Annotated in this window: 12 protein-coding genes, 3 tRNA genes and 1 other RNA gene; 2 read left to right on the top strand and 14 right to left on the bottom strand. The window is 27.8% G+C overall.

Annotated elements, in window-relative coordinates; translation table 4 throughout:
- Positions 1 to 9: 9 nt before the first annotated feature.
- From DA803_RS00450 to DA803_RS05905, 5 genes are all read right to left on the bottom strand, one after another.
- Positions 10 to 83, bottom strand: a tRNA-Gly gene (locus DA803_RS00450).
- 1 nt (position 84) lies between these two features.
- Positions 85 to 158: transfer RNA gene (locus tag DA803_RS00445), tRNA-Gly, on the bottom strand.
- A gap of 324 nt (positions 159 to 482) precedes the next feature.
- A tRNA-Arg gene (locus tag DA803_RS00440) sits at positions 483 to 558 on the bottom strand.
- A 103-nt stretch (positions 559 to 661) separates the two neighbouring features.
- On the bottom strand, positions 662 to 2,338 hold the full coding sequence (locus DA803_RS00435; protein ID WP_114190685.1) for a GIY-YIG nuclease family protein: 1,677 nt from the start codon (positions 2,336 to 2,338) through the stop codon (positions 662 to 664).
- A 1-nt stretch (position 2,339) separates the two neighbouring features.
- Positions 2,340 to 3,248 (bottom strand): gamma-glutamylcyclotransferase family protein, encoded by a 909-nt coding sequence (locus tag DA803_RS05905; RefSeq protein ID WP_277869738.1) that lies wholly within the window; start codon positions 3,246 to 3,248, stop codon positions 2,340 to 2,342.
- A 118-nt stretch (positions 3,249 to 3,366) separates the two neighbouring features.
- On the opposite strand from DA803_RS05905, the gene ffs reads away from it, so the two are divergent.
- Positions 3,367 to 3,463, top strand: an RNA gene (ffs, locus tag DA803_RS00425) — signal recognition particle sRNA small type.
- A gap of 13 nt (positions 3,464 to 3,476) precedes the next feature.
- Positions 3,477 to 4,127: a hypothetical protein gene (locus tag DA803_RS05900; RefSeq protein WP_145960814.1), complete on the top strand. Its 651-nt coding sequence runs from the start codon at positions 3,477 to 3,479 to the stop codon at positions 4,125 to 4,127.
- 36 nt (positions 4,128 to 4,163) lie between these two features.
- On the opposite strand, the gene rpsD is transcribed toward DA803_RS05900, so the two are convergent.
- The 9 genes from rpsD to DA803_RS05875 form a co-directional block, all read right to left on the bottom strand.
- Positions 4,164 to 4,763: a 30S ribosomal protein S4 gene (rpsD, locus tag DA803_RS00415; RefSeq protein WP_114190683.1), complete on the bottom strand. Its 600-nt coding sequence runs from the start codon at positions 4,761 to 4,763 to the stop codon at positions 4,164 to 4,166.
- Positions 4,764 to 4,958: 195 nt separating this feature from the next.
- Positions 4,959 to 6,521, bottom strand: coding sequence for a hypothetical protein (locus DA803_RS00410; protein ID WP_145960813.1), 1,563 nt, complete (start codon positions 6,519 to 6,521; stop codon positions 4,959 to 4,961).
- A 33-nt stretch (positions 6,522 to 6,554) separates the two neighbouring features.
- On the bottom strand, positions 6,555 to 8,153 hold the full coding sequence (locus DA803_RS05895; protein WP_114190681.1) for a hypothetical protein: 1,599 nt from the start codon (positions 8,151 to 8,153) through the stop codon (positions 6,555 to 6,557).
- Between the two features lie 114 nt (positions 8,154 to 8,267).
- The gene (locus DA803_RS00400) at positions 8,268 to 8,450 is read right to left on the bottom strand and encodes a hypothetical protein (RefSeq protein ID WP_145960812.1); all 183 of its coding nucleotides are present in this window, start codon (positions 8,448 to 8,450) and stop codon (positions 8,268 to 8,270) included.
- A gap of 4 nt (positions 8,451 to 8,454) precedes the next feature.
- The gene (locus tag DA803_RS05890; RefSeq protein WP_114190679.1) at positions 8,455 to 9,432 is read right to left on the bottom strand and encodes a carbohydrate ABC transporter permease; all 978 of its coding nucleotides are present in this window, start codon (positions 9,430 to 9,432) and stop codon (positions 8,455 to 8,457) included.
- A complete protein-coding gene (locus tag DA803_RS05885; RefSeq protein WP_114190678.1) occupies positions 9,374 to 10,408 on the bottom strand; it encodes a carbohydrate ABC transporter permease in 1,035 nt (344 codons plus the stop codon). The genes DA803_RS05890 and DA803_RS05885 overlap by 59 nt, the downstream gene beginning before the upstream one ends.
- 3 nt (positions 10,409 to 10,411) lie before the next feature.
- Positions 10,412 to 12,628 carry an ATP-binding cassette domain-containing protein gene (locus DA803_RS00385; RefSeq protein ID WP_114190677.1) on the bottom strand — a complete coding sequence of 739 codons (2,217 nt, stop codon included), beginning with the start codon at positions 12,626 to 12,628 and terminating at the stop codon, positions 10,412 to 10,414.
- 2 nt (positions 12,629 to 12,630) lie between these two features.
- Positions 12,631 to 13,575, bottom strand: coding sequence for a thermonuclease family protein (locus DA803_RS05880; RefSeq protein WP_114190676.1), 945 nt, complete (start codon positions 13,573 to 13,575; stop codon positions 12,631 to 12,633).
- 11 nt (positions 13,576 to 13,586) lie between these two features.
- On the bottom strand, positions 13,587 to 15,734 hold the full coding sequence (locus tag DA803_RS05875) for a P68 family surface lipoprotein (protein ID WP_114190675.1): 2,148 nt from the start codon (positions 15,732 to 15,734) through the stop codon (positions 13,587 to 13,589).
- Between the last annotated feature and the right edge of the window lie 94 nt (positions 15,735 to 15,828).

Genomic DNA, 15,828 nt, shown 5'->3' with positions numbered 1-15,828 from the left:
TAGTGCAAATGGTGCGGATGAAGGGAATCGGACCCTCGTATTCAGATTGGCAACCTGATGTTCTACCATTGAACTACATCCGCATGGTGCAAGTGATGGGAATCGGACCCACGTATTCAGCTTGGAAGGCTGATGTTCTACCATTAAACTACACTCGCTTTTGTGTTCTTACGTGCTTTATTATTATACTATTAAACCAAAAAATGTTTAAATTTTTTTTAAAAATGTTATGCAAAAAAGAAATATATTTTTTGAACGAATTGATGCAATTATTATAATGACCCATAAATTATAAACAAAATCACAGAAAATATATTTTGAAGATAAGTTAATAATAAAATTGTTATTTCAAATGAATAAATTTGAGATTATTAATAAATATATAGAAACAACAAAAAATAATCAATATTTTTTCATTAATTTATGCTCTAGGTTTTACCGAAGTAATAAATTATGATTAGTCAAAAATAAAATAAAAAAAATGGCGATCGTGGCAGGATTCGAACCTGCGACCACATGCTTAGAAGGCACGTACTCTATCCCCTGAGCTACACGACCATCACTATTAATATTTTAGCATATATTTGCCAATAATATGAAAAAATGTATTATTTATTATTATTTTTTTTAGCCAAAATAAAAAAGCTCTAAAATCAAATATTTACCATTTTTCTTCAATAATTTTTTTTGCAATTTTAGGACTTACAATTTCGCTTAATTCTTCAAATGATGCACCTAAAATATTTTGATAAGTGCCAAAACTTGTCAAAAGTTTTTGTAAGGTTGCTTTGCCAATACCATTTATTTTCAGAAGTGGGTTATTAATTAGAGTTTTTAAATGCTTTTTGTTATACATGGTTTTAACAAAACGATCAATTTCGGTTTGCATTCTAGCTAATAAATCGAAAGCATTCTTGTCAGTGATTAAAATTAAATTACCATGCTCATCAATTATATGTTTCGTTTCATGTTTTTCATCTTTAATTAATCCAAAAATTGGTACATTCAAATCAAGAGATTCTAATGAAATTTTTATTTCTTTTATTTGAGCAATGGCTCCATCAGCTAGAATAACATCAATTTCAGAACCAAATTCTTTTAGATAATGTAATGAAGTTTGCCTCATGTATTCAACATCAGCATGCCGTGATTTAGAATTATCCAAATTATAAAATCGGTAACTTTTTTTAGAGGGTTGACCATTAATAAATAAAATTCCGCCGCCAATTACTTCATTTGTACCTTTTAAAAAAGAATTATCGAAAATCACAATTTTATTTGTTGGACATTTAAAAAACATACTCAAGGATTCTTGTGCAATCGAAGTTCTTGAAATTAGATTATTGTAGTTTTGAATTTTAATAGTGGTGTTATTTTTAGCATTTTGTTCAGCTTTAATACTCAATTCCTTGTCATTAAAAGAAATTAAATCAAAAAATTCTAAATTCATATTTGCATATTGTTCGGGAAGAATAATTTGATCAGGAATTAATTGATGAATGTAAAAATCCGAAAAAAACTCATTAATTGCATTTTCAAATGAGGTTTTAATTTGAAATGAAAAATCTTCTTGATTAATCAAAACACCATTTCGATATAGCATTGCATGAATTAAAATGATATCCTCATGTTGATAAAATCCAAAAACATCAATTGCTTTTTGTGATTTAATGAAGATGTGTTGATCTTGTGAATTATAGTTTAATAACTCTAAAATATCATTGTAAAATTTAGCTTGCTCAAACATGTTATTTTCAATTGCAATCAAAATTTTGTTATCTAATAAATTTTTAAATTGTCTTCCAAAATTCATGATTTTTTTAGCTTCTTGAAATTTTGCTTCAGCAAATTCCTTACTTTGTTTTGTCACAATTAATCCATTTTCAGATAAAAGAAGATGATTTAAATAGCGAATGAGTGGTTTGAAATCTTTATTGTTGGGTAGTGGACCATAATATATAGCATTTTTTTCTTTTTCATATTTATTTTTAATGCTTATTTCTAAATGTCCACTATTTTGCAACTTGACTCTAATATATGGAAAAGAATTTCTTACTGGAAATAAAACATTATAAAAAGGTCGATATTGATCAATTAATTTTCTTTCTTGAATAAAAGCCTCTCGATCACTTTCAAGAATAATAGTTGAAAATGAGGCTATTTTTTCTAGCATTTTTGGTGTTTTATAGGAGTTGAGCATTTTTTTGTCAAAATACTGACTCATTCTTGCTTTTAGATTTTTAGCCTTACCGACGTAAATGACCTTGCCGTCTTTATCCTTTCACAAATAAACACCGGGTTTAGCCGGAACATCTTTAATTAAATCTCTACTTATCATATTATTTTACACTTCGAAAGAAAGCTGTTAGGAGTTGATCAAAACGTAGCATTGGATCTAAATTAAAATCAGGTGTTACAAGTTCAAAAGCAACGTCTTTATATCATCCCATTTTGCCATTTTTTTCTTCACTATCTTCACGATGTGTTAAATAAAAAGCGGGTTTTTTATTATTTAAAAACGCAATATCCATATCGTATAAAGTTTTAATAGTAATTTCAGAATGTGAATTAGGAATTTTATCATTAAAAACTTCATAGTACATAATACTATTCATTCCAACTTTGTTTCCAAATGATGTCAATGCGGCGTAGTATTTATTATTTTCATGAATAGCAAATAATGCACACGATTGAATCGAGAACAATTTATTTTCTTTGTCTTCTAAAATTAAAGCTACATATGGATGTGTGAAATTTCTAATTAGTTCATAATTTTTTTCATCAACTTCATATAAAAATATTGCATCGCTGATTGGCATTTTTTTTGACTGTTTTTCAAGTTCAATAAATGCTCGAAGATTATCCTCTGAAGAACTCGGATCTTTAAAAAATCCCATATCATCTGATGCGAGATAATATTTTCCTAATTCTAATTTAGTATAAACAAAAACATTTTCCAAAATTTCATTTTTATCATTTAGATGTACATTGGCGGTAAATCTTTGATATTGAGGAAACATTTTTCATCTATCAACCATAAATAATTCCTCTTTAGTAATTTCAAAAACAGTTCCCCGCACTTGACTTGATAAATCCTTTTTTAAAAGAAAATAGCGTGACTCATCAACACATTTTACATAGCCATTTAAAGTAGCGGCCATTCTTTTTGTATCTTTAGCAAATAAATTTTCAAAAAAAATTGGATCTTGCATACTATCATAGCTAAAGATATAATATTTTTTTTCCATAACAACCTCACAATTACTTAGTATGAAAATTATACCAAAGTAAGGGAGATAATTTTAAGTTCCGATATTGATTTGAATTTTTATTTATATCACAAATATCATTTAAATTATTATATAATATTATTGCCATGAGAACGACAACCTTGTAATTTGGTCAGGATAGAAATATAGCAGCCATATCGAGAAGTGTTGTGTCTTGTGGTTTTTTATTATTATGGAGGTAAATAAATGTTTTGCTCACGCCTTTTAATGCCGATTGATAATTTCAATGATATGATCGCATTTCCAATTTTAAGAACACTTGATATGACAGTTTATATTAAATTATCAAAAAAACCATTTCGCAATGCAATAAAATGCTTAGAAAATATTGAACAGCCAAGTAAATATGATCGTGATTTTTTTGAAAATTTATACTTCGAAGAGCATGAATTCTATCTTGTCAGAACTAGTGAATTTGATGAGTTCACCGAAAATGCTTATTCCCATTGAAATTATCAAAATGATGAACTAAATTATCAACCAAGTAATTTTATTTTAAATACATTAAAAGATTTTCAAGCCATTATTAACCGTAAAAAACTGGAAAATGCCACTTTAATTATTATGGACATACAACCCCATCAAGCAAAACCGTATTATGTATACTGTGACCCCAAAATTGCTAAAGAGGAGCTTGATTATTTATTTGAATTTTTTTCTAAACGTGATGCACTGCTAATTAATGCATCATCTGTATTATTTGAAGAGCTACCAATTGCAAATAAAAAGTTTTTTGACCCAAACGATCTTTCGCATTTATACTTAACTAATCAAATTGGTCTATATGCTGAAAAAAATATTAAGATACTTGAAGAAAAATTACAAAATATTAATTAAAAAAAGACCTAATTTCAAGGTCTTTTTTTGTGCTAATTAACGGTTGTAGTATTCAACAATTAGTGATTCGTTAATATCTTTAGCAAATTCATTTCTTTCTGGCAATCTTGTTAATGTAACTTTAAAGTTATCCTTTTTCAATCAGTCAGCAGTAGTCATAATTTCAATTGCTTCTTTAACATCTTTGTTATTTTGTAATGATGGTTTCATTTCAATAACTGATCCTACTTTAATAAGCATTGATGGAATATTTGCTTTGTGACCATCTAATGTAAAATGACCGTGGTTAACGAATTGACGAGCTTGTGCTCTTGTACGTGCTCAACCAGCTCTAAAAACTAGATTATCTAATCTTGTTTCAACTAATTGAAGTAAATTTGTACCTGTAACACCTGATTTTTTTGAAGCAACCATAAACAATGTTTTGAATTGACGTTCATTAATTCCGTACATATATCTAACTTTTTGTTTTTCGTACATGTGAATTTGGTAATCAGATGGTTTTGATCTTTTTGCTCCATGTTGACCTGGGGCAGTAGTACGTTTTTTGCCTTTGGTGAATTCTTTATTATTTTCTAGCAATGAAATGCCATATCTTCTACTTTTCTTAAAAATAGAACCGGTAAATCTTGACATATTTTTCCTTTCAATATGCAAAGACAATTTATATAATTCTCTTACAAGGTTTTTATTCTAATGATTTCGGAATAACAGCTTCCTTACTTTCAAATTTAAAACAAAATAAAAGCGGTTTGTAAAATATTATAATGCTGTGTCAATGCGTTTATTATTTTACCCTATTTATTAAAATAAATTTTAATGTTGCAATAATTATTCACTTTCATCTAATTCAGGAATAATTGGTTTTACATAATTTCGTAATGTTGTCGCAAAATATTTTTTTAAATTTTGCGATAAATTTCCACGAGTTTTTTTGTTTTCTTGGCAAACAAATAATAGTCGTTTAAGTTCATATGAATATTTAATGCCAATTCATTCGTTACTTTCAAAGTGAATTTTTGCCAAATATTTTTCCTTGTTAAAAATATTCTCACGTAAGTCATCAACTTTGGTTACAGGAATTTGGTTTAATGTCACTTGAGAGAAAATTTTAGTTTCAAATGATTCTAAGTTTTTAGGGTCACAAACAAAACTAAAATTACTAATTAATAAATCATCAATTTGTATCAAATTATGATTTTTAATATCATCAAATTTCATATGTTGAGTTTCATAGTAGTTAAACATATCAGTAAAGATAGAGGCCGCTAAAAAAGCATCGCCATAACGAGAATGTGAAAATCCTAAGTTGATTTCATAATTCTCGTTAAAAAATAAATTAATTATCTCCGAATCTTGTGATCCTTCATAGAAAAATCCGACATTATATGATAGGTCATATTTTTTAGCAATAGATTCAAATAAATTATTTTTAGTAAATAGTGTTGATTTAATGGCTTGAATATTCTTAGCAAGATCATTTGTCTTTAAAATGCTATTAATGAAAATTAAATAATTTGCGATTAGTTCATTAATATCAATTAATTCGTAGCGTGGAACAAATGAAAATCTTCGAATTTTTTTGTATATATACAATTTTTGAAAATCATATGAGAATTTAAATATGTAATTAATGTTTTTAAATTTAGCCGTTGATGTTAGTGGTAAATTAATAACTTTTGGTTTATCCTCTAAAAATTTATTTTTGACAAATTGATATCCAATATCATTTTTACCCATTATCCGTTTAATAAAGCTCTCACTTAGATTATCTAAAACAATCCCAATTGTAATCAATTTATTACCGCTTTGAGTATGGTTGTATTTAATAATTTCAGCCACATATTCGTTTAACAATTTATTAAAATCAAGAAAATTAGCTTCATCCTCAAATTCATTAATATCATTAAGAGTAGTTGAATCTAACCTATTGACAATTTTTTCAAGAAATTTAAAAGCCACTGGCATTCCTCGTCCATCAAAAATAGAAATAGCATAATTATTATCATAGGTATATTTTGAAAGATAAATAACTAAATTAATGCCATCAATTTTATTTAAAACAAATTTAATAAAATTTTTTGATATTGGTGCTTGTTTAAAGAAAACAAAAGGTTGCATTTTATTTGCTTTAAATATATTAGATATGCTATTTGTATAACTACTAAAATTATCATTAGAACCATCATGAGCAATTAAAATTTTTAAATTTTGTCCTTTAAGTTCATCAGCTAATGCCTGCGCTCATAATTTAATAGTAAGTTCATTGAATTTATAATTTCCAAATCCCAAAGTTGCAACAAAACTATTGTTAATATACGAAAATGAATTTAAAAAATTCTTATCTTCTCTATAGAGATTATTAATAGTCTTTAAGACTTTTTTATTTTTCATAAAATAAATCTCTCACTGTTTAAAATCAATCATTTATTCACCAAATATTCCTTTTTTTAGATTAAACAGAAACTCTGAAAAATTTGCTGTTTCAAGATTATTATACAAATAATTACTAAAGACAAGTGCAATATTCTTTCTCAATGAATCACTTTGTTTGTCAACAGGTTCTTGAAATGGTGAAAGATCTTTGCGTTTTGCATTTACTAAAAACTTTTGGTTAGCTAAATTTATTTTATTCATCTTTGGAAATTCTTTTATAAAATTTTCGCTTGGAAAAATATATCCCAAACTATAGGCAATATACTCTACAGGTGTTAGTTTTAAAATTTTGGGACCAATTTTTCAATTAATAATGTTATTCTTATTGTACATTCAGTTAACAAAATTAATTGTACTCTCATCCTGAACTTTACTTTTTTTAATTCCGATAAGATTGTTGCCCTGAACTAAAAAAGAACCGACTTTATCATTAATATCATTTTTAGTAGGAGCTGGTAGAAATTGAAATTCCTTAATTTTTTTATTTTTATCATTTTCTATTAGTTGATAAAAACGAGTTGAAGTTAAAGCAAACATTTTTGTGCTAATGAATGGACTACTATCATTGGCACTATTGTATAATGAAATTTTTGAATTCATAAGACTTGACTTGATATATTCAAAAACTCATTTAAGTTGATTATTCTCTTCACTCCCAATTTCAAAAATTTTGTCATAGTCTAGAAGTCCATTTGGCTTTCTTTTAAGAAAATAATTATCATATGAAGTTTTACTATAATTGAAAAGTAGTGAATAAACAAAATTATTAATGCTTCGAATGTGTAATGTTTCAATTGAAATTTTATTTTCTTCTTGGCTAAAAGTATCCGATATTTTTTTAGCTAAATTAATTAATCCAAAATTACTCCGAAATTGTTGATCATTTATAGTGGCAAATAAATCCAGTAATTTATTTTTATTAAAAACTATTTTTTGAGATTTTCAGAATTTTTCGGTTGTGTTTTTTAGTGGTCCACTAGCTTTTTGGTAACAGTTTAGAGCATTAATAAAAATTCGGTGTTTGTAATAATCTAGCGAGATTTGCTGCTCATTTTCATTATTTAAAAAAGTTAGCGCTTGATCTAAAAACATTCCAAATAATATATTATTAATTACAAGTGATTCACCACTCACGGAAAATGGTAGTAAAATGTTTTCATCTTTTGAAGTATTTACTTGTTTTTCAGTAATTAAAAAATTTTTATCAATATTACTATCATCAATAATTTCGTGAAAATTCAAACTTCGATGATAACTATTTAAAATATTAGCTAAACTCGGGTAGTATAAAATTAAGTTAGGAATAAATTCATTTTGTGAACTTAAATCTAAATTAATTTTCTGGTAAATTAAATTACGATTTTTAGATTCTTCAATTGCTACGGGTAAATGGGGATCGTTTTTTGATTCTAAATATGTATTATACACTTCAATAACATTATAAAATGGTTTAATATCATTATTTTTATAATATGGAATTTTAAAGATTAAAGTGTCTTTATCCTTATTGTTTATGCAACTAATCATTGTAATAGGAAGTGAAATAACCGGAACAATAGAAATAATCTTATATTTATCAAAAGGCTTCATGATAACTATAAATTATAAAGAAAAAAACTATGACTTATCACTTTCATAGTTTTTTTTATATAAATATAAAATTTTTAATTATAACAATATAACATATAGTGTTAATGTTATGTATTATAATCCTCTTTCAGCAATTCTTATTGGAACTAAAATTAATCCCATAGCTCCTAAAATTGCCAATATTAATCCTGCAACAACAGACAAAGAAATTCCAACAATTCCAAGAATTTTTAAAATGGCAATTTTTCTTTGGCTTTTTTGTATTTTTAATAATGTGATTTCGTTATTATTATCCATAATTTTATCCTTTTGTTGCATTTCCATTTCTAGAAATTGCACTCATGATTCTCTTTCTTAAAATAAAGTAAATAATTAGCATAGGTAGAATTGCTAAGATTGTAGCTGCCATACGAATACTTGTATAAAGTATTTGAAGTTCAGCACTAGCATCTTTACCAGTTGTAAATACTCATAAGTTCATTGGTTGTCATAATGAATTTGATCCCGCTAAAATTAATGCTGGTCAAGTATATGAGTTTCATGAAGCAAAGGCGGTTAGAATTGCCACCGTTCATGTTGTTGATTTAACCATTGGTAGAGCTACATTAAAGAAGTATTTAAATCCGTTAGCACCATCTAACATTGATGATTCTTTAACTGAATTAGGAATAGCCTCAAATGCGTTTTTATACATATATGAGAAAAAGATTGATGCAGCGAATGGAATAATTAAGGCAATAATTGTTCATGCCCCAACATGTCATCCCATTCTAACAATAACAGTATATTGTCCTGTTAGTAGCGCAATTTCTGGAAGAATTAATAATGATAAAAAGAATCCAAAAAATGCGGCTTTTCCTCTTCAATTTTTAAGTGATAGGGCATATCCTAGAGTAATTGAAAAGAATAATCTAATTAAAATAGAAATGAAGGTTATACCTAGGGTAAATACAAGTGATTGTAAATAACCTTGCTCTAAAGCGGCCACAAAGTTATTTCAATGAAATGCTTTGCCACCTTCTTCAAATGGAATTGGAAATAGTACAACTGTAGTTTGCCTTGTTTGTCATAACTTATCAGTTAATGATTGAGTTATCATGAAGTAAAATGGGAAAATGATAAGTAATGAGAAAAATCCCAAAACTATTATTTTGAATATTCAAGAAGCAGCTTTAGAACCAATGCTTGTTGAAGAATATGGCTTAGAAATTAAATCTTGTTTAGATTTTAAATAGCGATTTTCTCACGATTGACGCGTTTTTAATTTTATTAACGACATTTTTTTCTCCTAATTTTCTTGTAACTCTGAAAGTCACAAATACTAATTTTCTTAAGCCAAATGATAATGCAAATCCCATTAAAAATAATATAATCGATGCTGCTCCAGCTCTAGCAAAATCAAGTCTTGCATAATTGAATATATAAAGAATAATAGATTGACCATTGTATTGTAATGCTTGCGCTGGATCATTGTTAAATAGCGCTAATGGAAAGACTTTTATTCCTCCGATAATTCCAATTGTGAATAAAAATGAAATTGTTTTGCTAATAGCAGGAAGTGTAATGGTAAAGAATTGTTTTGTAGATGATGCACCGTCAATTGATGCTGATTTATACAAATCTTGATTAACTGATAACATAGCGGTTGTTAGAAGTAGAACTTGAAATGCTAAGTTTCCTCAAATACCTCTTATTAAAATAACGAAGAATGCATTTCAACTGCCAGAACTTCCATCATCTAAGAAGTTAATCGGATTTTTAGTTAAACCTAAATCCAATAAAATTTTATTAATTAATCCGCCTTGAGATTTAAATATAAAGGCAAATGCTAATGATACCGCAATAGCTGATGTTACATATGGTAAGAAAAATACTGTTTGTCAGAATCCTCTAGCTCATTTTTTAATAACTTGACTAATCGCCGAACTTATAAGTAGCGAAATTGACAAGCTAATTGGTAGTGCTACTAAAGCAAAAACAAGTGAGTTTCTAATTGCTATGATAAATGTATTATCTGTAAAAAGTTTTTGAAAATTTCCAAATCCAAAGATAACAGCATTTCTTGTAAATCCAACTTGAACTCTAAATGAACCAATTATAACTAATATAAATGGAATCACCGTTAGTAGAAGAATCGTAATTAGTGACGGTACCATTAATAGAAAAGGTTTTCAAAACGATATTCTACTATTTAAAACACTTAGAGCTAAACCAGTATTTTTAAGACGGTATTTTCTTCAAAAATAAGTTTTCATAATTTATACTCGCTCTTTTGTATCAACATCAAATAAATGATATAAATCATTATTTTTAATATTTAATTTAACCATTTCTCCAATGTCGTATTTTAATTTTGATGATAGAAATACATTTGAAATTTTGTCCATTTCTTTAATGTATATTTGAGCTTGAATTTCTTTTCCAAGATATTCAACTACTCTAATTTCTCCTTCAAAAGTACCCATATCACTTTCTGTTAAAGCTTCACCTCTAAAACCAACGTCTATTGTTGATTTTTTGTAGGTTGAAGGTACTTTTAATAAATTCTTGCCATTGTATTTAACATAACCTTTGCTATCAACCTTAGCTTCAAAAATGGTCATTTCTGGTACACCTAGAAATTTAGCAACAAATTCATTTTTAGGTTTTGAATACAATTCAATTGGACTACCAATTTGTTGTACTTTAGCAGTTGACATACATACAACTTTATCACTAATTGACATAGCTTCTTCTTGGTCATGGGTAACAAAGACTGTTGTAATACCAAGTTCTTGTTGGATTGAACGTATTCATTTTCTAGTTGAAATACGTAATTTTGCATCCAAGTTCGATAACGGTTCATCTAATAAAAGAATTTTTGGTTTTTTAACAATGGCTCTAGCAATAGCTACCCGTTGTTGTTGACCACCAGAAAGTTGTGTTGGTCTTTTTGCTAAATTTTTGGTAATTTCAACTCTCTTTGCAACTTCAAGAACATCTCTAATAATTGCCTCTTGAATAGTTAGTACATCTTTTGATAAGACTTTTACTTTTTCTTGTAAATCATTTGGTAATGTTGAAATTAAAATTTGAATTTTCTTGCTAAATGATCCCTTTGTAATTTGATTTTTTTCGAATAGAGGTTCAAACAATTTTAGACACTCTTCACGATAATCTCTTTTTGTAACTTTCAAAGTCATTTTGTATCTAGCTTTGATTTCAGCAATTTTTTGAAGCAATGGTGATACTTTAGAATAATTTTCTAATTTTGAAATTTCTTCTTTAACTAAATTGCTTTCATAAACTTCTTTTTTAAGAATTTCTTCTTTTTTAGCTAAGAATTCTGCTTGCATTTTTTGTTTAGCAGATTCATCAGCACTTAATTTGGAATCATTAAGGAATTTTTTATATTCAAGTTGATTTTTCTGAAGTTCTTTATTTCTATTAAGTTCAATTTCAAGTAATTTTGCATAAAGAGGAGATAACTTTTGAATTTTTTTCTTGTATTTTAATTCTTCTTTGGCATTTTTTAATGCCATTGCGTTTCTTGATTTTGCTTCTTTATACTTACTTTCATATTCTGATTTAATTAAGGCATATTGAGTTTTATAATTATTTTTAATTTCCTCGATTTTTTCTTCTAGTTTAGAAATATTTTCTTTACTTTTTGAAATAACCGGATTAACAAAACTATAATCGTATTTGCCACCATTTTTAAGTGCATTATTATCATGTTCAACTTTAATCACTGCTTTTTCGTGAGCAATTTGAATTTCAGCTTCTTTAATATCGGCATATTTTTGTTCTTTTAGATGTTTTAGATCTTTTAGAACTTTCTTGGTTAGTGATGAACCTTCGGCGATACTTTTAGTAACCAAAAAATTATAATTATTTACTTCGTTATCAATAACGTTATTATTCTCAGCGATAAGTTCATTTAGATATTTAATAGTTTCTTTTGGATTGTCAATCAAATAGTAAAACTTTTTATTGAATAATTCTATAGATGAACCATCAACACCATAATGTTTTAAAATAATTTCAAAAATTTTATGTTGCGATGTCCTTGTTTTTTCTAATACTTCCTCTTTCCAATGTTTATCATTCGAAAGTGGAAAGGCAATATTATCATAAACAGTCATGTGAGGATACAATGCGTAATTTTGGAAAACTAGTCCTAATTCTCTTTGTTGCGGAGAAAATTTAGTAACATCTAGACCTGAGAAAAATATTTTTCCACTTGTTGGTCTTAAAAGTCCTGAAATAGCATTTAAAGTTGTAGTTTTTCCCGAACCTGAAGGCCCCAGTAAGGTAACCAATTCTCCTCTCTCTATGGTAAATGAAGCATTATCCACTGCTAGTGATTCACCGAAGTCAATTACTAAATCTTTTATTTCAATGGCATGAATGTTTTTCTTCATTTCATAACGTTTTTTAGAGAAACTATGAATATCTTCTTGTGATAATGAATTCGTTGTAATATTTTTTTTCATAGTTATTCCTTATTTTGATTTTTTGATTCTAAAAATTTGTAAATATTATTTTCTGAATTTGATTTTATAGCATTTTTAGCTCATAATGATGGATGCAAAATAAACAATGACGAATTAATTAGGGCTTCTCCATGTTCTAAATATTTAGATGCTAAAACATATGGATCTTTAAAATTATGTGGTTCCCCATAAAAACCTTTTTTATTTAAGATACCGTAGTTGATTGCATAAGCGGCATATGGTATTGTGTATGAATAAAGTTCTCTTGCTTCATCTTCTGGTTTGTTATAATCGGCTAAAAAATCAATAACGTTTACTTTCTCTATTTTCGCCAAAGTGTACCCGGCTGCTAGCATTTCAATAGCAAAATTTCTTGTGAAATTTTCTCCAAAAAATACAGATGCTACAACTCTATCATAAGATTTATCGTTTCAATTTTTTGATATCATTCTAACTTTTGCTCCTACTGGAAGCATACTTCTAGCATATTCACTATCTATATGCGCAAGTCGTTTTTCTTCTTCTCCAACGTTTGAAGTATTCTCCTCAAGAGTATCAATTAGTGGTATTCTTATTTTTATAGTGTTAGATAAAGTAATAGTTGAACCATTAGGTAATATTTTTGGTTGTTGAGTTATTCTAACCGTCATTGTGTCACCATCAGCTAAATTAACAATTTCACCTTCAGCATAATTGAAATATTCCCATAAAGTTTGTTCCACAGGAACTCTAATTCCATCTTTTCTAATATTGTATTTAACTTTTGTGTCAAAAATTTTGCCAACATTATGAAAATCGGTAACATCAAATTTTTGATAAAGATTATCCTTGGTATTTAATTTTATTATTTCACTATTTAGTTTATTTGATGCACAAGAAATCGCAAAAATAGGAAACCCTATCATTGCGATAGGGGCTGCTATTCCGAAAATTATTTTCTTTTTCATTGTTTATTTTTCTAAATCTTGAATGATTTTAAAATACCGTCTAAGAATGTTTTAAATGTGATTTCTTTGCTTGATTGAGCAGCTGTTACTAAACCACCAGCTGCTGTTGTAATTGCTCTTCTTAGCGCATCTGATTCTGCGGCGGCAACATCTTCAACAGCAATATATTTACTTGGATCTGAATCTGTTTTCTTAAAGTTTTCGAAAGCAAGTTTATTTGCTGGATTTAATTTTTTAATTTCTTCAGAGTTAATATCTTTTGTGAAGTATTCTTCTGTTGGAGAAACATAGTTAGCTGTAAAGTTAAATGCATCTAATGGACTAACATTTGTATATTTATCTATTGTTTCTTTACGGCCAATTACGGTTTTTAATGAAATTTCATCTTCATATTTAGTAAATAATCATTTTATAAATAATCTTGTAGCATTATCTTCTTTTTCATTAGCATGAATCCCAACTAAAGAAGGGCCTTGTGAAAATATGCCGTGTTTTTTGCTATTTTTATCAAATATTTCTGGTGCAGAAATTCAAGCAGCATCATTTTTACCAACAACAGTAGATTTATCAACACTTTTAACATCTATAGCTCCTTTTTCTAAAAAGTAAACATTTTTATCGTCGCTATTATTGTCTTTAAATAAATCTCCTAAATTCATACCTTCAAATTCAATGGTTTTTTCTTGTTTGTTTTCGTCAGCATATTTAAATACAACTTTATTGCTCTTAAATGATCATGCAGGTCCAGAAACTAATCAACCATCTTTACCTTTGATTTGTTTAGCTTTTTCGTCAGCTGCCGCATCTTTTAGTTGTTTATCAAATCTACTACCAACTTTCTCTAGAGTGCTTAATTTAACACTATTTACATTTGAATTATTTAATGCTTTAAATCAAAATGCAGTTGTGTCGGCATTTTTGTCCTTATCATTTTCAGCCACTAGTTCAAGTGAATTATCCTCTAATGTAATTTTTGTTCCTTTAACAAAGTATCTTTTACGATCATTCGAATTCCGTATATAAGTATGAAAATAACCAGCGGTTGAACCAATGCTTATTGCTAATTGGTAGTTAACTAACGCAGATGATCCATATCTACCACCACCACCAACTCAAATAGCACCTTCATCAATTCCCCTAATTAACAAATCAGAAATTTTTTTGAAAAGGTTATATTGTTTTGTTCCTTCTTTTATAAATGAAGAAAAGTCTCAACCACCAGTAATCGTAACGCTAGGATCTGGGTTAATGTAGTTTTCTTTTAAATCACCATTTGCAAGTGAACTTGCCATAATATTAATAGCGGTTGGTAATGAATCAAAACCTAAAACATAATTTGTAACAGAAGATGGGTATAATTTCTTCAGTGAAATTGCCAAATTAATTAAATCTTCATAATTTTCAAACATACTATCAGAAATAGTTGGAGTTAATTTAAGAATTTCTTCTTTAACTTTATCTTTATTTTCAGCTTTAACTTTTCCACCATTTCATAGGCCATTTATGTAATCTTTTTGTTTAGCATCTGCTTTTTTGAAATATTCCATATATGCTTTAATTTGTTTACTATTGTTAGCATCTATTGTAACGCCCATTTCAGTAGTTAATTCACTTAAAAGTTTTCCCAATAGAGGTTTTGCAATCGCTGCCATTTCTGATGAACATGATAGAGGTACAACTCATTTTTCATTTTGGAAGTTACCAGCAATTAGCTTGTTAACATCTTTAAATGCTTTTGAAATTCCAAAAGAATTATAATCTTCTTCAGGAACCGCTAAATTCATTTCATATTTAGCAATTAATGAAGCTGCTGATGGATAGTTAACAACTAAGTTTCAGAATTTTTCTGTATCTTGTGCTTGAAGTTTTGAAGAAAGCACGTCGGTGTTATAACCATTTGGTAGAACTACAACTTCAACTTCTTTATGCCCCTCAGCTGTTTTATTGTTCTTTTTTACTCATTCATTGTAAGTGTCAACAATACCTTGTAGGGCTTGTCCTTGTGAATTGCTTGTTGAGAAACCAGAGGCAATTCTAAGTTTTGATTGTTCGGTTTGATCATACCTTCTGCTACTATTACATGCTGCAGCAATTGGAAGAACTGCTAGAGCAGAAGCAAACGGAACAACTCCTAATATAATTTTATTTATCTTTTTCATATATAGTTTTAAGAATCCTTTCTTTGTTTTGAAATTCTTTATTTAAATAAAAACAAACCAAAATAGCACCATGCTAAATTGGTTTGTTATAATA

Source organism: [Mycoplasma] phocae (genome assembly GCF_003332325.1).
GTDB classification, from domain to species: domain Bacteria; phylum Bacillota_I; class Bacilli_A; order Mycoplasmatales; family Metamycoplasmataceae; genus Metamycoplasma; species Metamycoplasma phocae.
The sequence above is the reverse complement of the archived record's forward strand: the minus strand, read 5'-3'. Positions and strand labels throughout refer to the sequence as shown.